The sequence below is a fragment of the Kribbella antibiotica genome (assembly GCF_004349055.1).
Taxonomy (GTDB): Bacteria; Actinomycetota; Actinomycetes; order Propionibacteriales; family Kribbellaceae; genus Kribbella; species Kribbella antibiotica.
Map to the genome: position 1 here is coordinate 16,404 of NZ_SMKX01000058.1, position 17,191 is coordinate 33,594.

The window sequence follows — 17,191 nt, forward strand, 5'->3', positions numbered from 1 at the left end:
GTACCAACGATGGGTGTTGCGGTCTTCTTCGCCGCCGAGCTCGACGGCGAAGAACTGACGCTGGACGGCGCCGAGGGCCGGCACGCTGCCGTCGTACGGCGGATCGGTCCCGGCGAACGCATCCGCCTGACCGACGGCCGTGGTGCCTGGGCCGAGGGCCCGGTCGCCACCGCCACGAAGACCGGCCTGACCATCACAGTCGACCACCGCGGCACCGAACCGCAGCCCGCGCCCCGACTAGTCGTCGTACAGGCCTTACCCAAGGGCGAGCGCGCCGAACTCGCCGTAGAGATGCTGACCGAGGTAGGCGCCGACGTCATCGTCCCGTGGAACGCCGAGCGCAGCCAGTTCCGCAACAACCCCGAGCGCTCCGCGAAGACCCTCGCCAAATGGCAGGCCTGGGCCTTCGAAGCCAGCAAACAGTCCCGCCGCTCCTGGTTCGCCGAAGTAGCCCCCATCGCCACCACCCCCGAAATCGCCAACCTCCTCCAGAACGCCGCAGTCCCAGCAGTCCTCCACGAGGAAGCAACCGCCTCCCTGGCCGCCCTCGACGTCCCACCCACCGGCGACATCGTCATAGTCATCGGCCCCGAAGGCGGCATAGCCCCCACCGAACTAACCACCTTCGCCGTAGAACCAGTCCGCCTAGGCACCACAGTCCTCCGCACCTCAACCGCCGGCGTAGCCGCCGCCTCAGCCCTCCTCGCCCGCTCCCGCTGGATGAGGTAGCTCACCCACCCGTGCAGGTCGCGCGTGGAGCGGCAGCCTTACCCGCCCGGGCCGGCGGTGGCGCAGGCGGTGCCGCCCGCTGAGGTTGTCAGCGGCCACAGGTGCCGGGCTTCGGTGGGCACACTATTCGCGGCCGCCGGTGCGCTGGTGATCGATGCCTTCGGCAACCGGATAGATGGCAAAAGCTGCAATGTCCCCAGGAGCAGTACGCGATGCGTTGGACGATGGCGAGCGGTCGTATCTCCCCGTCGTCGCGTTGCTGCCAGCAACGATTTGCACCTTGTTGCAATGCCGCAGGGGCCAGATCAGGGTCCTCTTGTCGATACATTGGTTGCTCATCGTCCCTGCACGAGAGCGAGCAGCAATGTTTCACCGGATCGCATCGTCGGCCGCAGTACTTTTCCTGGCGGCTACCAGTCTGGCCGTGACTGCGGCACCGAGCGAGGCCGCAGTCCTGTATCCCGGTCGCTACAACCGGGTGACCAACTGCTACAAGGGCATCATCGACAAGCCCGCCCTCATGGCTGCCGAAGCGTTCTGCAAAGGCATGGGTGACGGTAGCTATTTCTCGATCTACAAGACCGCCAAGGGCGACAAGTACAACGACTTTTCGGCGAGCCGCTTCAACCGTGTCGGCAACTGCTACCAGGCCATCCTCAGCGACGATTTCCTCAGGATCACCAAGCACTACTGCCGTCTGATCGGCGGGAAGTACGAACAGTTCTCATCAGAGGGCCCCTACACGGGCTAGGCGCTGGCCCGGCAGGCCGGCGGTCAGCGGACTACCTCGACGGTTTTGGAGTCCAGGTCGCTGATGCTGCCGTCCTCGGCGGAGACCAGGTAGGCCTCGATCTGCCAGAGGCCGGGCTTGAGGTCGAGGGGGAAGCTGAAGCCTGAGGACTTCTGGCCTTCGTCGGTGTTGACCGTGCTGGCTACGACTTGGCGGCTCTTCAGGTTGGTGGCGCGGTAGTTGACGGTTGTTTCGAACGCTGTTGCCAGGCCTTGCACGGTGATTGGGCTGGTGACGAGCATTCCTTCGGTGGGGGACTCGATCGAGACGAGGGCCTGGACGTCGGCGGCCTGGGCGCGGTTGAGCGGGCCGCTGGTGTCGATCTGGCCGAAGAGGGGGACGCCGGAGCGGCCGCGGTAGGTGACCTGGACCGGGTGGTTGCCGGCGCCGAGTGCGCCTTGGACGGTGTAGATCAGTTGCTGCGCGGAGAGTGCGGCAGTGACCTCGTCGGCCTTGGTCTGCGGGAACTCTTTGAAGTCGACGGTGACGATCCCGTCGTTCTGGGTCACCGAGCTGACCTGGGCACCCTTCCAGAACGACCGGTAGTCATAGTCGTTCGGCTGCTGGGTGGTCATGATGCGGACTGCCTCGAAGGCTGGGCGGCCGCTGATCTTGGACCAGGTCCGGTAGAGGCGGATCGTCGACCGGGCCGACAGGGTCGGCTTCGTCGATGCCTTCGCGGCGTCCTTGCCTGCGATCGCGTCTCCCAGCCAGTAGACGGGAACGGTCTTGGCGTCCGCTGACGGCTCGCGGAGGCCGGTCTTGGGGACAGCTGTGGTGCTTGGCTTGGCGTTGGTCGGCGGTTGCGTCGGGGCCTTGGTCGGTTCGCTCCGGGGGGTGTCGGGAGCGCCGCTGGCGGAGGCTGTGGTGCCTGGGGCGCCGGCTACGGCGTCGCCTTCGTTGGCGGTGTTGAGGTTGCCGTTGAAGACGGTGAAGGCGCCGACTGCGGCTGCGGTGCCGACGGCGGCCAGGCCCGCGGTGACCACCCACGGTCGGCGCACGACAGGACGCCGTACGGCGTGGGCTCGGTTCAGGATCTCCGGGAGGGCATCGGTGGGCTCGACCCGGTTGGCCTCGTCAGCCAGAGATCGGCGCATCAGTTCGTCGAACGGGTCGTCGTTGTTCATAGGTTCTGCTCCAGCACCTGGCGCAGCGACTTGCTCGCTCGCGCAGCATGGCTCTTGACCGATCCCCGGCTGATGCCCATCGTGTCGGCGATCTCCGCCTCGGACAGGTCACCGTAGTACCGCAGCACCATCACGGTGCGCTGCTTCTCCGGCAAGGTGCGCATTGCTTCGATGACCCGGTCGGTCTCGGCGGTCCGCAGCGCGGCCTGCTCGGCGCTGGGCTCGTCCGGCAGCGACCGGGGCATGTGCTTGTCGACGACCACCAGGTGGCGCTGGCGGGAGCGGGTCCGGTTCACCACTGCGGTGCGTAAGTAGGCGAGTGCCTTGTGCGGGTCGCGCAGCCGGTGCCAGCGGCCGTGCATCGCGACGAACGCGTCCTGCACGATCTCCTCCGCCGTTCCGGTGTCACGCAGCAGCAAGGCGGCGAGGCGAACCAACGACGTGTAGTGCGCCGTGTAGACAGCCGTCAGCGCCTCGTCGGCATTCCACGAGGACTCATGTGTCACGCACTCTTCGTACACCACCGCAGGTTGTGCCACACAACAGAGACGCGAAGGCCTCGTCCCAGGTTGACAACAGGTCCGGATGAACCTCGCCGATGACACGCTCTGTGCATGAAGCAGCACGGAGACGGTCACTGGTGCGGTCACCGGGACATCACGTACGCCGCTGTCGGGCGGCTGTACGACCGGATGCAGCGCGACGGTCTGAGCCGCCAGGAGTACTCCGAGCAGCTCGACAAGGCGCAGGCATACCAGGACCGCCCACTGGGTGCGGGCGTGATCAAGAACTTCGCCGGCTCCGGCAGACCCTTCGTGTACGCCGGGATCGGGCCGACCGGACACTCGGCGTACGCGAATCCTGACGTTCAGCGAGCACACTTCATGGCCGACCCGTACCGCCGTGGTGCCGACAACCTGCAGTCGAACACCGAGTACCTGTTCACGGAGCTGGCCGCTGCCCAGGCTGCTTCGGAGCCGCGGGAGGAGATGCTGCATCTCGGGGCGGCTGTGCATGCGTTGCAGGACAGCTACTCCGGCGCGCATGCCTGGCGAGAGCTCTCCGTGTACGACGGTGATCCCACTGCGCGAGTCCAGTCGTTGCATGTGTTCACGCCGGGACATGTGATTGGGCTGGACGAGGAGCGGAATACCCACGCGGACGAGTTCGACTCACCACCGGCCCGGTCCGGGTCCACGCTGGCCGCGGTTGAGGCGACGTACCGGATGTTGCGGGTCTATGAGGTGAACCGGGACAAGCCGCCGCAGGAGGCCGAGTTGGCCCGGCGGGAGGCGCTGGGCGAGCTGGTCCGGCCGGGGGAGAACGTGACGGTGAATCTGCACCCGACCCCGGAGTGGACCGCAGAGCGGGACCAGCGGCTGGCGCTGGAGCAGGCTGGTCCGGGGGCTCAGCAGTCGGGCGAATTAGGGCAGTTGCGGGGCGTGCTGGCGGGTCAGGCCACCCCTGGTAGCGGGGTTCAAGTGCCGGCCGAACGGGCTGCTCGGGGCGTGTCCCGGGAAATTGGCAGTGAGGGTGTCCGCCGGGACGGCTAGCATGGACAGATCACCACACTTGTTCTTTAGTCACAGTCTTGGAGGAAGAGCCTGTCCAGGCCACGCAGTATCGAACCGGAGGCGCGCGCAACCGCCGCCGCCCCGCAGACGTCGCACAAGATCGTCGTGCCGACTAGCATCGACATGGTGGCCCTGCTCGGAGCCCGGGACGAGTTCCTCCGCATCATCGAGAAGGAGTTCGCCGCCGACATCCTGGTCCGCGGCAACGAGATCACGCTGACCGGTGAGCCCGCCGAACTGGCGCTGGCCGAGCGGCTTCTCGACGAGCTCGTCGTGGTGATCCGGACCGGGCACGGCCTGACGGCCGACTCGGTCGAGCGAAGCATCGCGATGATCAAGCAGGCGACCGGCGAGAGCCCGGCCGACGTCCTGACCCAGAACATCCTGTCCAGCCGCGGCCGCACCATCCGGCCGAAGACGCTGAACCAGAAGCGCTACGTCGACGCCATCGACAAGAACACGATCGTGTTCGGCATCGGTCCGGCCGGTACGGGCAAGACCTACCTCGCCGTCGCCAAGGCGGTCCAGGCGCTGCAGGCCAAAGAGGTCAGCCGGATCATCCTGACCCGCCCGGCCGTCGAGGCCGGTGAGCGGCTCGGCTTCCTGCCCGGCACGCTCTCGGAGAAGATCGACCCCTACCTGCGCCCGCTGTACGACGCCCTGCACGACATGCTCGACCCGGAGTCGATCCCGCGGCTGCTGACCGCCGGCACCATCGAGATCGCGCCGCTCGCATATATGCGGGGAAGGACCCTTAACAACGCTTACATCATCTTGGACGAGGCGCAGAACACCTCGGCGGAACAGATGAAGATGTTCCTCACCCGGCTCGGCTTCGGCTCCAAGATGGTCGTCACCGGTGACGTCACCCAGGTCGACCTGCCGACCGGGACGAACTCGGGACTGAAGGTCGTCCAGGACATCCTCGAAGGCGTCCAGGACCTGGAGTTCTGCCGGCTCACCTCGCACGACGTGGTCCGGCACAAGCTGGTCGGCCGGATCGTCTCGGCGTACGAGAACTACGAAGAACAACGGAGCACTGAGCACCAACGATGAACGTTGAAGTGAACAACGAGTCCGGCGTCGAGATCGACGGTGGCGGACTGATGCGGCTGAGCCGGTTCGTGATGTCGTCGCTGCGGCTGCACCCGGAGTGCGAGTTGTCGATCAAGCTGGTCGACGAGGACACGATGGCCAGGTATCACGTCGAGTTCCTGGATCTGCCAGGCCCGACCGACGTGATGTCCTGGCCGATGGACGAGCTGCGGCCCGGTGGCGACGGCGGTGACGACGCCGATCTGCCGCTCGGGCATCTCGGCGACATCGCGCTGTGCCCGACCGTGGCCGCTGCCCAGGGCGCCAAGGCCGGCCACGGGACGTGGGCCGAGCTGGAGCTGCTGACTGTGCACGGCATCCTGCACCTGCTCGGGTACGACCACGCCGAACCGGCCGAGAAGGCCGAGATGTGGGACATCCAGGGCCGGCTGCTGGAAGCCTGGCGCGCGCCGGGGAACCGGCTCGAGGGGCAGTGACGTTGCCGTGAGCTCCACTGACCTGGTTCTCCTGGTCGTTGCGGTGGTGCTCGTCCTGCTCGCCGGCCTGTTGGCCGGCGCGGAGGCGGCGCTGTCGTCGTACTCGAAGGTCCGCGCCAACGAGCAGGTCGAGCAGGGCAACCTGCGCGCTGTTCGGCTGCTGGCTCTGCTCTCGGACGCCCCGCGCTACCTGAACTCGCTGCTGCTGCTCCGGCTGATCTGCGAGATCACCGCGATCGTGCTCGTCACCCAGGCGCTGTCGGAGCTCTTCCAGGTCACCTGGGAGCACATCCTGATCACCGCCGTCGTGATGGTGCTGATCTCGTACGTGATCATCGGGGTCGCTCCGCGCACTCTCGGCCGGCAGCACTCGGACCGGTTCGCGATCGTGTCGGCCGGTCCGGTGATGGCGCTGACCCGCGTCCTCGGGCCGCTGCCGAAGCTGCTGATCCTGATCGGCAACGCGCTCACCCCCGGCAAGGGATTCGCCGAGGGGCCGTTCGCGACCGAGGCCGAGCTGCGCGCGCTGGTCGACTACGCGGAGAAGTCCGCGGTGATCGAGTCCGGCGAGCGGCAGATGATCCACTCGGTCTTCGAGCTCGGCGACACCATCGTCCGCGAGGTGATGGTGCCGCGGACCGACATGGTCTACATCGAGAAGCACAAGAAGCTGCGCCAGCTCATCTCCCTGGCGCTGCGCTCGGGCTACTCGCGGATCCCGGTGATCGGCGAGTCCCTCGACGACATCCTCGGGGTCGTCTACCTCAAGGACGTGATGCGTCGCGTCTACGACAACGCCTCGGCCGAGTCGACCGAGCGGGTCGAGTCAGTGATGCGGGCCTGTATGTACGTGCCCGACTCCAAGCCGGTCGACGAACTGCTGCGCGAGATGCAGGCCGCCCGGATCCACCTGGCGATCGTCGTCGACGAGTACGGCGGTACGGCGGGCCTGGCCGCGATCGAGGACATCCTCGAGGAGATCGTCGGTGAGATCACCGACGAGTACGACGAGGACCCGGACTCGGTGCAGGAGCTGTCCGACGGCGCCTTCCGGGTCTCGAGCCGGTTCCCGATCGACGAGCTCGGCGAACTGTTCGGCGTACCGCTGGACGACGACGACGTCGACACCGTCGGCGGTCTGATGGCCAAGCTGCTCGGCAAGGTCCCGATCCCCGGCGCCGAGGTCGAGATCGCCGGCCTGTCGCTGACTGCGGAGCGGCCGTCCGGCCGCCGTAACCAGGTCGGTACTGTGCTCGTGCGCCGCGAAGAACCCGTCGCCGGCCGCACAGACTCGAACCACCAGCACGCCTAGGAGCGTCAAGTTGTCAGATCTTTCGGCGGAGGACGCCAAACTCGTCACGCTCGCCCGGGCCGCTCGCGCCCGGACCCGCGCGGCCGAGGGAGCCGCGGTCCGTGATTCCGACGGCCGGACGTACTCGGCGTGCACGGTTGCGCTCGACACCGTCGACCTGACGGCGCTGCAGCTCGCGGTCGCGATGGCCTTGGCCTCCGGTGTGAAGGGCCTCGAAGCGGCTGCGGTCGTGACCGAGGCGGATACTGCTGACATCAACGTCGTACGGCACTTCGCCGGCGCCGCTATACCGGTCGTCGTGGCCGATCCGACCGGAGAGGTCCGCAATGTCATCAACACCTGAGGGCTCGAGCAAGGCCAAGGGGCGCCCGGCCCAGGCCAAGGGCAAGGCCGATCGGCCGGCGCCCGCGCCTGCACCCACCCAGCAGCCGACCGGATTCAAGTCCGGCTTCGCGTGCTTCGTGGGCCGCCCCAACGCCGGTAAGTCGACGCTCACCAACGCCCTCGTCGGCCAGAAGATCGTCATCACCTCGTCGAAGCCGCAGACCACGCGGCACGCCGTACGGGGCATTGTGCACCGGCCGGATTCGCAGCTGATCCTGGTCGACACCCCCGGTCTGCACAAGCCGCGCACCCTGCTCGGTCAACGACTGAATGACCTGGTCAAGAGCACCTGGGCCGAGGTCGACGTGATCGGCATCTGCCTGCCGGCCAGCGACAAGATCGGCCCGGGCGACCGCTTCCTGGTCGCCGAGGCGGCCAAGGTCGCCAAGACCCCGAAGGTCGCGCTCGCCACCAAGGCGGATCTGGTCGAGCCCGAGCGGATGCTCGAGCACCTGACCCAGATCCAGGAGCTGGGGGAGGCGGCTGGGATCGAATGGGCCGCGATCATCCCGGTGTCGGCGACGTCCGGCTTCCAGGTCGACCTGGTCACCGACGAGCTGATCCAGCTGCTGCCCGACGGTTTCGCGCTCTACCCGGACGGCGACATCACCGACGAGCCGGAGGAGACCCTGGTCGCGGAGCTGATTCGCGAGGCCGCGCTGGAGGGCGTTCGCGACGAGCTGCCGCACTCGATCGCCGTCACCATCGACGAGATGGGCCTGCGCGAGGACCGTCCCGAGGACAAGCCGCTGCTCGACATCTACGCGAACATCTACCTCGAGCGCGACAGCCAGAAGGGCATCGTGATCGGCCACAAGGGCGCCCGCCTGCGCGAGGTCGGTGCTGAGGCGCGCCGCCAGATCGAGGCGCTGCTCGGGACGCCGGTCTATCTCGACCTGCACGTGAAGATCGCCAAGAACTGGCAGACCGACGCCAAGCACCTGCGCAAGCTGGGATTCTGATCAGGTCACGCGTTCGCCCGGCGGGGTGAACGCGGCGAGCAAGGTCGCGGTGATGTAGCCCGCGGCCTCGCCCGAGCTGAGCCGGCCGGCCTGGATCTCACCCGCCGCGCCGTGCATCACGTTGTGCATCACGCTGACCAGCCAGGACACCGGCAGGTCCGAACGGAACACGCCCTCGGACCGTCCACGCTCGAGCAGCTTCTCTACCCGTGCCATCGGGTCGGCGTGCAACTCACGCACGCGACCGGGCGGCAACGTGTCCAGGGCGGCAACCAGCAGAGCGGCGTACCGGTCCACCAGGTGCCAGCTCGACTCGACGAGCCGGGCCAGCGCCTCGCGCGGGTCGCCGGTCAGGCCGACCTGGGACAGCGACTGTTCGCCCACCTCGATCGCGTGCACGAAGACCGCGTCGACCAGCTCCGCCCGCGAGGGGAAGTGACCGTACAGCGTCACTCGCCCGACCCCGGCCTCCTTCGCGATCTCCGACGTACTCGCGGCCGGATTCCGGCTGAGGCACTCCGTCGCCGCGGCCAGGATCGCGGCGATGTTGCGCTGCGCGTCGGCCCGTTTGGTCACGCCCATGCCCTCCTCTTGTCGAACACCACTGTTCGAGTTACGGTATCAAATATAACTCGTACAGCACTGTTCGATTTGAGGAAGGAATCATGACCGAACCCAACCCGCTGCGGTGGCGACTCCTGGGGCTGCTCGCCGTCGCGCAGTTCATGCTGATCCTCGATGTCACCGTGGTGGCGATCGCGCTGCCCACGATCGAGACCGACCTCGGCCTGCGCCGGGAAACCCTGACCTGGGTGGTGAGCGCGTACACGCTGATGTTCGGCGGCCTGATGTTGCTCGGCGGCCGGGCGGCCGACCTGTTCGGCTCCCGGCGGGTCGTCCTGACCGGCCTGCTGATTTTCACCGCGGCATCGCTCGCCACCGGCCTGGCCGACGGCCCCGAGTTGCTGATCGCCGGGCGGATCGCGCAGGGCGTCGGCGCCGCGATCCTGTCCCCGGCCGCGCTTTCGGTCGTCACCAAGACCTTCGACGGCAAGGAGCGCAACAAGGCCCTCGGCATCTGGTCCGCGATGGGCGGTGCGGGTTCGGCCATCGGCGTACTGCTCGGTGGCGTGCTCACCGCCGGCCCCGGCTGGCCGTGGGTCTTCTACGTCAACGTGCCGATCGGTCTGATCGTTTTCGCGCTGCTGCTCCGGATGCTGCCGGCCGATCGCCCGGGCACCCAGCAGGGCCGCCTCGACGTACCGGGTGCGTTGCTCGTCACGGCCGGGACCGGCGCTGCAATCTACGCGTTGGTCAACGCCGGTGACCGTGGCTGGCTGTCCGCCGCCACGCTCGGCACACTCGGCGGCGCGATCGTCCTGTACGGCGTCTTCGCCGCGGTGCAGCGGTCGGTCCGGTCACCGTTGATGGACCTGCGCATCCTCACCCGCCGCACCGTCGCAGCAGGTGCCTTCATGATCCTTGTCGCGACCGCGCTGATGATCGCGATGTTCTTCCTCGGCTCGTTCTACCTCCAGCACTTCCAGCAGTACGGCGCCCTGCGCACCGGCCTGCTGTTCCTCCCGGTCGCGGTTGCCGCGATTGTCGGCGCGCAAGCCGCGGGCCGGCTGGTGGGAACGGCTGGTGCCAGGCTGGTCGCGACCGTCGGCTTCATGGTCGCCGCACTCGGACTGGCTGCTCCCGCGATCTGGGATGGTGCTGCGGTGATCGTGATCGGCATGACGGTGGGGACGATCGGGGTCGGAGCGGCATTCGTCGCCGCGTCGACGACGACGTTCGCCCAGGTCGACTACCGCGAGGCCGGGCTGGCGTCCGGGATCCTGAGCACCTTCCACGAGTTCGGCGCCTCCCTCGGCGTTGCCGTGGTGTCCAGCGTGGCGGCGGCCAGTCTGGCCGGGACGGTGAGTACCGGGTTCGCTCGCGGGTTCACGTTCGCCGCAATCACCGCCGTGGTGGCGGCTGTTCTCGCGCTGGTCGTCGTACCGGCGTTGAAGCCTGCGGCCGGAGAGGTGCACAGTGCCCACTGAGATCAGGCGAGCCGCGGTGGCGGACGCCGACACCGTGCTGACGCTGCTGCTGGAGCCGATATTCTTGGGCGTCCAGCCAACACCCGCGCAAGGAGCCCTGCATGTCGGCACCGGAGCTGCTCTACCCGGGCTACGCCGCCCTGACCGGGCCCAACGCGGCTTTCGCGGAGTCCCGCGGGAACGTCGTCCGCTATCTGCCCGAGGTGGCGCCGTTCCTGGCGCTCCCTCCGGAGCCGACCGAGCAGGACTGGGCCGACGCGGCCACCCTGCTCGGCCCCGGTACGACGGGCGCGATCATGAGCCCTGACTTCGTGCTGCCGGAGTCGTTCAAGCTGGATCAGCAGTTCGACCTGGTCCAGTTCGTGGCGCCCGAGGGGCTGGCTGCGGCTGACGACGAGGCCGTCGCGCTGACAGCAGACGACGTACCGGAGATGGTCGCCCTGGTCGCACTGACCGACCCGGGGCCGTTCCGCACCCGCACGATCGAGCTCGGCCCGTACCTCGGCATCCGCCGCAACGGCGAGCTGATCGCGATGGCCGGCGTCCGGCAGACACTTCCGTCGTACGCCGAGATCAGCGCGGTCTGCACGCATCCCGACCACCGTGGCCAGGGTCTTGCCCGCCGGCTGATCCGGGCGATCGCGGGAGAAATCACCGCGACCGGCCGGACCCCGTTCCTGCACACGGGCGGCACGAATGTCACCGCCCAGCGCCTCTACACCGCGATGGGCTTCACCGTCAGCAACCGCATGAAGGTCACCATCATCGAGGCGGTCTGAGCTACAGCTTCTTCTGGTAGTCGAAGTCGCGCGCGATGATGCGGTAGTTCAGTTGCTCGTTGATGCCGATCATGTGGTTGTTGGACTCCGCGTTCCAGGTGTCGATCGACTTCACCTCGGGAGCGGACTCGCGCAGCCACAGCAGTAGGTCGGCCTTCACCAGGGCGCCGAGCCGGTGGCCGCGGTGGTCGCGAGACACTGCGGTGTCGTGCTGCCAGGCGATCCACGGCCGCTCGCCGTCGACCGCGATCAGGGTGTGGCCGGCGAGCTTGCCGGTCGCCTTCTCGCGAGCGACCACCCGGTACGTCGTCATGTCGCTGCTGCGCTGAGCCTCTTCGTAGTCGCGCAGCCGCTGCGTGCTGTAGACGTCGTCCTCGATGTCGAGGTCGTCGGTCGGCGCATCGTTGATCGACTCGGTCACCGCGACCATGTCCTCGAGCATTTCCTCCGGCAGGGCACCGTTGAGCCGAAGCAGCTCGTAGCCGGTCGACGCCTCGGCGGCCTTGTCATACAGAGCCTGTACGACGTCCCAGTCCAGACCAGTCAGGTCTTGGCGGCGCTGAACCTCGATCGCCTTGCGCTCGTAGCCGTGTTTGGCGGCGAACGCCTCGCAGGCCACGGACTCGTGTGCTCCGGAACCGACGGTGTCCTTACCCGCGTCGGCGGCCAGCTTCTCGAAGTACTGGACCAGCTCCGAGCCGATGCCCCGGCGGCGATGGTCGGGATGGACTTCGACGCCGAACCAGCCCTGGTTGAGGTTCTCCCACTTGGGCCAGTGCACGTTCAGCATGCCGATCAGGGTGCCGTCGGCGTCCCGCGCCAGGTACTCGTGACTGGGGTTCAGGTCCCAGCCGTAGCGCAGCCCGTTCGCCACGCCCTTGGGGGTCGGCAGGATCTGCTCGGGGCTGTCGACCTTCGCGACAGCGGTCAGCAGCGCGACGACCTCGATACAGCCGGCTTCGTCGTCCGGCGAAAGTCTGGTGATGTCCACACCCCCCAGACTGACGCCCGCGTCCCGGCCGCGCGACCGATTTATTTCCGATCTTTTCCTTCAGTTGGGTGTCGGCATCCCGTAGGCGTGTTCGACGGTCATCGAGAACAGCAGACGCTTGTCCTGCACCATCACGGCGCGGTACTCGTCCCAGTCCGGGTGCTCGCCCGATCCCTTGCGGTAGTAGTCGACGAGCTCGTCGACCGTAGCGTCGTTCGGGTCGGCGGCAACCGGCGTGAGCTCGGCCTTGCCTTCCAAGACGATGTACGCGCGGCCGCCGTCCTCATTGATGTAGACGCTGGCCCGTGGATCGCGGCGCAGGTTCTTGGTCTTGACCCGGTCGTCGGTCATCGAGATGCGGACCTGTTCGCCGTCGTACACATAGGTGATGTTCGACAGTTGCGGCCGGCCGTCACGCTTGAGCGTGACGAGAACGCCGAGGCCGGTGGTGCCGATCCGTTCGAGAAGGGAAGTCATATCGAGAAGCCTAGATACTCAAGTGCACTTGAAGGCAACCTGTCGCGGCGCGGTTCGTCACGCTCTGTGTCTCGCCGAGTGAGACCCCCGGTTCGACGGTCCGGGATGGTTGTGCATAGACTCGCGGACACTATGCGGCACCAGCTTCTCCTCCTTCGCTGCCGCGGCGAGGCCTGATCAGGCCGGTTCCCTCGCCGCGGGGTTTCGTCGTTCGCCGGTCGTCTTCTTTACGACCCAGCTGACACATCTCCCGAGGAGAACCCGTGGCACCGCAGAACCAGCCTCAGCCTGTACAGCAGCCTTCCGGCATGCCGATTCACCGCTACTCCGCGTTCCCGCCGATCGATCTGCCGGACCGCACCTGGCCGGCCAAGTCCGTCGCCAAGACGCCGCGCTGGCTGTCCACCGACCTCCGCGACGGCAACCAGGCGCTGGTCGAGCCGATGTCGCCGGCCCGCAAGCGCCGGATGTTCGACCTGCTGGTGAAGATGGGCTACAAGGAGATCGAGGTCGGTTTCCCGAGCGCCAGCCAGTACGACTTCGACTTCGTCCGCAGCCTGATCGAGGGCGACGCGATCCCGGACGACGTGACGATCTCGGTGCTGACCCAGGCGCGCGAAGAGCTGATCGAGCGGACCGTGCAGTCGCTGCAGGGTTCGCCGAAGGCGACCATCCACCTGTACAACGCGACCGCGCCGCTGTTCCGCCGGGTCGTCTTCAATGTGGACAAGGCCGAGTGCCTGAACATCGCCGTCCGCGGTACCGAGACCGTGATGAAGTACGCCGACGACATCCTCGGCGACTGCCAGTTCGGCTACCAGTACAGCCCGGAGATCTTCACGGGCACCGAGCTGCAGTTCGCGCTGGAGGTCTGCGAGGCCGTCAGCGACCAGTGGCAGCCGGCCGAGGGCCGCGAGATCATCCTGAACCTGCCGGCCACCGTCGAGATGTCCACCCCGAACGTGTACGCCGACCAGATCGAGTGGTTCGGCCGCAACCTGACCCGGCGTGAGTTCAGCACGATCAGCCTGCACCCCCACAACGACCGCGGTACGGCGGTCGCTGCCACCGAGCTGGCCCTGATGGCCGGCGGTGACCGGGTCGAGGGTTGTCTGTTCGGCCACGGTGAGCGGACCGGCAACGTCGACCTGGTGACGCTGGGCATGAACCTGTTCAGCCAGGGCATCGACCCGCAGATCGACTTCGCCGACATCGACGAGATCCGCCGTACGGTCGAGTACTGCACGCAGATGCGCGTTCCCGAACGCCAGCCGTACGCCGGTGACCTGGTCTACACCGCCTTCTCCGGATCGCACCAGGACGCGATCAAGAAGGGCCTGGAGGCCCTGGAGAAGCAGGCCGCCGCCGAGGGCATCCCGGTCCGCGACATCCACTGGGAAGCGCCGTACCTGCCGATCGACCCGAAGGATGTCGGCCGGTCGTACGAGGCCGTCATCCGGGTCAACTCGCAGTCCGGCAAGGGCGGCATCGCCTACATGATGAAGTCCGAGCACCGCCTCGACCTGCCGCGCCGCCTGCAGATCGAGTTCAGCCGCGTCGTCCAGCAGTTCACCGACGCCGAGGGCGGCGAGGTCGGCCCCCAGCAGCTGTGGGACATCTTCGCGGCCGAATACCTGACCCCCGGCAAGCTGTCGCTGCTGACCGTCAACTCCACCTCCGGCGAGGGCGTCAGCGACCACCTCGGCGTACAGGTCTACTCCAACGGCGTCCCCCACGAGCTGACCGGCGAGGGCAACGGCCCAGTGTCCGCGTTCGTCGACGCCATCAAGCCCCTGAAGTACGACGTACGGGTGCTGGACTACCACGAGCACGCTCTCTCAGCCGGCGGCGACGCCCTGGCCGCCGCCTACGTCGAGTGCGAGGTAGGCGACGACGTCTTCTGGGGCGTAGGCCGCGACGCCAACATCCTCACCGCGTCGCTGAAGGCGGTCGTCTCCGCGATCAACCGCGCCACGCGCTAAGGATCCGAGCCGACCATACCTCAAGGTATGGTCGGCTCATGGTCAAGCCTGTGGATGTGATCGAGAGACCGGTTGGGATGCCCTGGTCCTGGGGTGCGACGGACCAGGAGATCGCGGCGGACTACCCCTGTAGCGGTCGTCTGAGCGGTCCGGTCATCGCGCTCCACCGGGCAATAGATGTCGCCGCCTCGGCCGAGGTGACCTTCCGCTGGCTCTGCCAGCTCAAGCACGGGACGTACAGCTATCGCCTGCTGGGTGGCGGTCCCAGGGTGCTCACTCCCGGCGCCGACGAGCTCGCCCTAGGACAGCAACTGATGATCTTTCAGCTGGTCGACTTCCTGCCCGGCGAGCACCTCACCGGTGAAATACAGCCGGAGCTGGTCAGCCGGTACGGCGCCCTGACCTGCACCTACGCGGTTCGTCCAACCGGCGACTCGTCATGCCGGATCGTGGTCCGGATCGAGATCGCCGTGCCGACCCCGGCTCGCCGGCTGAGCGCGCTCGCACTCGCCTGGGGTGACCTGGTGATGATGCGCAAACAGCTTCGCGTCCTCCGGCAGCTGGCAGAGTCGTCATGAAAGCAGTCGATGAGTGGGTCTACGTGGTGACGGACGTCGAACTCGACGGCCCGTGGATCGGCGTCAACTCCATGCGCTCGTTCGCCTCGGTGGCGGTCTCCCTCAATGGGACCGAGCACGGCCGGTTCGAGGCCGTGCTGGAGCCGCTGCCGGGGACGGCGCCGGATGCGAAGACACTGGCCTGGTTCGCGGAGCAGCCAGGCGCGTGGGAGGCCGCTACTAGTGACCCAGAGCCCATCCCGGACGTCATGGCTCGCTATGTCGACTGGCTCAAGGCGCTGCCCTGGCCGCGAACGTTCGCGGCCAGTCCGATGTCGCTCGACGGTCCCTGGATCGACTACTACCTCCGCCGCTTCACCCGGTATGGCGTCAGGCAGGGCCCGCGAGAGGAATCCAGGGTCTTTGCCGGCGGCGGCCTGTGCATCACCAGCTATGCCGCGGCCGTGACCGGTAGGCCGGTCGCGGAGGTTGGGCCTGACACTTTGCCGAGTGCGTGGTTCGGCGAGATCGAGCACACGCACAAGGCCATCGACGACGCCCTCGGCTACGCCAATCTGCTGATCGAGCTGGCTAGCCGCGCGACTGGCTGACGGTTCAACCATTGCGCGCTGCGCAGTGATCCAGCACACACCGTGGCAGGATCATCGCGCAGTGCGTTTGTCTGCTCACGATTCGGTGTCTGTGTCTTCTGGTTGGACGAAACCGTTGACTTGGTGCCTGCGGCTGCGCAAACTAGCGCCACTGTGCGCAGATCAATGCAAGAGATCGTGCGTTAGCCAGGTCCTTAGTCAGCTCGTCGGCGGTCTTCGATGGAGGTGAGCAGTGAGCGGTGCGGTCGAGACACCTGCCCCCCAGCTGATCGAAGGGCCGGTGGACGAACCGAGACCTCCGGCAGTGAAGCGGTTCCTGAGCGCCTGGCTGGTTCGTAGGCTGGCGAAGGCGCTCCTGACGATCTTCCTGGTCTCGACGCTGACGTTCTTCCTGGTCCGGCTGCTGCCGGGCAACCCGGTCGACACGTACATCCAGACGCAGATCGCGCAGACCGGCATCTCGTACGCCGACGCTGCGGCCCAGGCGCAGAACCTGTTCTCGCTGGACCCGGACGAGCCGCTGATCCTGCAGTACGTGACCTACATGGGCAACCTGGTGCAGGGCGACTTCGGAGTCTCACTGCTCTCACCCGGTACGACGGTCGCCCAGGTCATCCAGACCTACTTGCCATGGACCCTGTTCTCGGTCGGTATCGCGCAGATCCTGAGCTTCGTGCTCGGGGTCATCGCCGGCATGATCATGGCCTACCGTCGCGAAAGCTGGATCGACCACCTGCTCACGTCGATCGGCTCGCTGCTGCACGCGATCCCGAACTACATCGTCGCGATCCTGATCGTGGTCTTCCTCGGCGTGAAACTGCAGGTCTTCAACCTCACCGAAGCCCGCGGTTCCTATACACCAGGCGTCGAACCATCATTCAGCCTCAGCTTCCTCAACGACATCCTGTACCACGCGACGCTGCCGATCCTGGCGTATCTGCTGACCACCGTCGGCTCCTGGGCGCTGGTGATGAAGTCGTCCACCGTGGAGACCCTCGGCGAGGACTACGTCACGGTCGCCCGAGCTCGCGGCCTGACCGACAACCGGATCCGCTCCGGGTACGTCGGACGCAACGCCGTACTGCCGCTGTTCAGCCAGCTCGCGGTGTCGCTCGGCTTCGTGGTCGGCGGCTCGATCTTCGTGGAGAAGATCTTCGGCTACCAGGGCATCGGGTTCAGCCTCTACAACGCCGTCTCCGGCCGTGACTATCCCGTCCTGCAAGGCATCTTCCTGGTGGTCACGATCTCCGTAGTCGTGGCCAACCTGCTCGCCGACGTCCTCTACAGCCGGCTGGATCCGCGGATCCGGGTCGGCGGGAAGGCCAAGGGGTAACGG

19 protein-coding genes are annotated in these 17,191 nt (G+C 67.1%); 14 read left to right on the forward strand and 5 right to left on the reverse strand.

The window, feature by feature from the left end; all coding sequences use genetic code 11:
• Positions 1 to 9 precede the first annotated feature (9 nt).
• Together E1263_RS20495 and E1263_RS20500 are read left to right on the forward strand one after the other, a co-directional pair.
• Positions 10 to 729, forward strand: a complete 720-nt coding sequence (locus tag E1263_RS20495) for a 16S rRNA (uracil(1498)-N(3))-methyltransferase (protein ID WP_132169723.1) — start codon at positions 10 to 12, stop codon at positions 727 to 729.
• A 424-nt stretch (positions 730 to 1,153) separates the two neighbouring features.
• Positions 1,154 to 1,480: a hypothetical protein gene (locus E1263_RS20500; RefSeq protein WP_132169725.1), complete on the forward strand. Its 327-nt coding sequence runs from the start codon at positions 1,154 to 1,156 to the stop codon at positions 1,478 to 1,480.
• Between the two features lie 23 nt (positions 1,481 to 1,503).
• On the opposite strand, the gene E1263_RS20505 is transcribed toward E1263_RS20500, so the two are convergent.
• Positions 1,504 to 2,646: a Gmad2 immunoglobulin-like domain-containing protein gene (locus tag E1263_RS20505; RefSeq protein ID WP_132169727.1), complete on the reverse strand. Its 1,143-nt coding sequence runs from the start codon at positions 2,644 to 2,646 to the stop codon at positions 1,504 to 1,506.
• Positions 2,643 to 3,152: a SigE family RNA polymerase sigma factor gene (locus E1263_RS20510; RefSeq protein WP_238161350.1), complete on the reverse strand. Its 510-nt coding sequence runs from the start codon at positions 3,150 to 3,152 to the stop codon at positions 2,643 to 2,645. Before E1263_RS20510 ends, E1263_RS20505 begins: the two co-directional genes overlap by 4 nt.
• 108 nt (positions 3,153 to 3,260) lie before the next feature.
• Here E1263_RS20510 and E1263_RS20515 point away from each other — a divergent pair, with 108 nt between their 5' ends.
• The 6 genes from E1263_RS20515 (at position 3,261) to era (ending at position 8,410) form a co-directional block, all read left to right on the forward strand.
• Positions 3,261 to 4,199 carry a hypothetical protein gene (locus tag E1263_RS20515; RefSeq protein WP_132169729.1) on the forward strand — a complete coding sequence of 313 codons (939 nt, stop codon included), beginning with the start codon at positions 3,261 to 3,263 and terminating at the stop codon, positions 4,197 to 4,199.
• A 144-nt stretch (positions 4,200 to 4,343) separates the two neighbouring features.
• Positions 4,344 to 5,276, forward strand: coding sequence for a PhoH family protein (locus E1263_RS20520; RefSeq protein ID WP_238161353.1), 933 nt, complete (start codon positions 4,344 to 4,346; stop codon positions 5,274 to 5,276).
• A complete protein-coding gene (ybeY, locus tag E1263_RS20525) occupies positions 5,273 to 5,752 on the forward strand; it encodes an rRNA maturation RNase YbeY (RefSeq protein ID WP_132169733.1) in 480 nt (159 codons plus the stop codon). Before E1263_RS20520 ends, ybeY begins: the two co-directional genes overlap by 4 nt.
• A gap of 7 nt (positions 5,753 to 5,759) precedes the next feature.
• The gene (locus tag E1263_RS20530; protein ID WP_132169735.1) at positions 5,760 to 7,064 is read left to right on the forward strand and encodes a hemolysin family protein; all 1,305 of its coding nucleotides are present in this window, start codon (positions 5,760 to 5,762) and stop codon (positions 7,062 to 7,064) included.
• 10 nt (positions 7,065 to 7,074) lie between these two features.
• Positions 7,075 to 7,407 (forward strand): cytidine deaminase, encoded by a 333-nt coding sequence (locus E1263_RS20535; RefSeq protein WP_132169738.1) that lies wholly within the window; start codon positions 7,075 to 7,077, stop codon positions 7,405 to 7,407.
• Positions 7,391 to 8,410: a GTPase Era gene (era, locus tag E1263_RS20540; protein WP_132169740.1), complete on the forward strand. Its 1,020-nt coding sequence runs from the start codon at positions 7,391 to 7,393 to the stop codon at positions 8,408 to 8,410. The genes E1263_RS20535 and era overlap by 17 nt, the downstream gene beginning before the upstream one ends.
• Here era and E1263_RS20545 read toward each other — a convergent pair whose 3' ends face one another.
• Positions 8,411 to 8,986 (reverse strand): TetR/AcrR family transcriptional regulator, encoded by a 576-nt coding sequence (locus tag E1263_RS20545; protein ID WP_238161351.1) that lies wholly within the window; start codon positions 8,984 to 8,986, stop codon positions 8,411 to 8,413.
• 89 nt (positions 8,987 to 9,075) lie between these two features.
• Between E1263_RS20545 and E1263_RS20550 the strand changes: the two genes are divergently transcribed.
• Together E1263_RS20550 and E1263_RS20555 are read left to right on the forward strand one after the other, a co-directional pair.
• Positions 9,076 to 10,458 (forward strand): MFS transporter, encoded by a 1,383-nt coding sequence (locus tag E1263_RS20550; RefSeq protein WP_132169744.1) that lies wholly within the window; start codon positions 9,076 to 9,078, stop codon positions 10,456 to 10,458.
• A 101-nt stretch (positions 10,459 to 10,559) separates the two neighbouring features.
• Positions 10,560 to 11,237, forward strand: coding sequence for a GNAT family N-acetyltransferase (locus tag E1263_RS20555; protein WP_132169746.1), 678 nt, complete (start codon positions 10,560 to 10,562; stop codon positions 11,235 to 11,237).
• Between the two features lies 1 nt (position 11,238).
• On the opposite strand, the gene E1263_RS20560 is transcribed toward E1263_RS20555, so the two are convergent.
• Both E1263_RS20560 and E1263_RS20565 read right to left on the reverse strand, forming a co-directional pair.
• Entirely contained in the window at positions 11,239 to 12,228 is a 990-nt protein-coding gene (locus tag E1263_RS20560) for a GNAT family N-acetyltransferase (RefSeq protein WP_238161352.1), read from the reverse strand.
• Between the two features lie 60 nt (positions 12,229 to 12,288).
• A complete protein-coding gene (locus E1263_RS20565) occupies positions 12,289 to 12,705 on the reverse strand; it encodes a PPOX class F420-dependent oxidoreductase (RefSeq protein ID WP_132169750.1) in 417 nt (138 codons plus the stop codon).
• Between the two features lie 308 nt (positions 12,706 to 13,013).
• On the opposite strand from E1263_RS20565, the gene leuA reads away from it, so the two are divergent.
• The 4 genes from leuA to E1263_RS20585 all read left to right on the forward strand — a co-directional run bounded on the left by leuA (position 13,014) and on the right by E1263_RS20585 (position 17,188).
• On the forward strand, positions 13,014 to 14,687 hold the full coding sequence (leuA, locus tag E1263_RS20570) for a 2-isopropylmalate synthase (RefSeq protein ID WP_202868972.1): 1,674 nt from the start codon (positions 13,014 to 13,016) through the stop codon (positions 14,685 to 14,687).
• 38 nt (positions 14,688 to 14,725) lie between these two features.
• A complete protein-coding gene (locus tag E1263_RS20575) occupies positions 14,726 to 15,265 on the forward strand; it encodes a hypothetical protein (protein WP_202868973.1) in 540 nt (179 codons plus the stop codon).
• Positions 15,262 to 15,855 carry a hypothetical protein gene (locus tag E1263_RS20580; protein ID WP_132169754.1) on the forward strand — a complete coding sequence of 198 codons (594 nt, stop codon included), beginning with the start codon at positions 15,262 to 15,264 and terminating at the stop codon, positions 15,853 to 15,855. Before E1263_RS20575 ends, E1263_RS20580 begins: the two co-directional genes overlap by 4 nt.
• Positions 15,856 to 16,087: 232 nt before the next feature.
• Positions 16,088 to 17,188 carry an ABC transporter permease gene (locus tag E1263_RS20585; protein ID WP_202868974.1) on the forward strand — a complete coding sequence of 367 codons (1,101 nt, stop codon included), beginning with the start codon at positions 16,088 to 16,090 and terminating at the stop codon, positions 17,186 to 17,188.
• Positions 17,189 to 17,191: the final 3 nt, after the last annotated feature.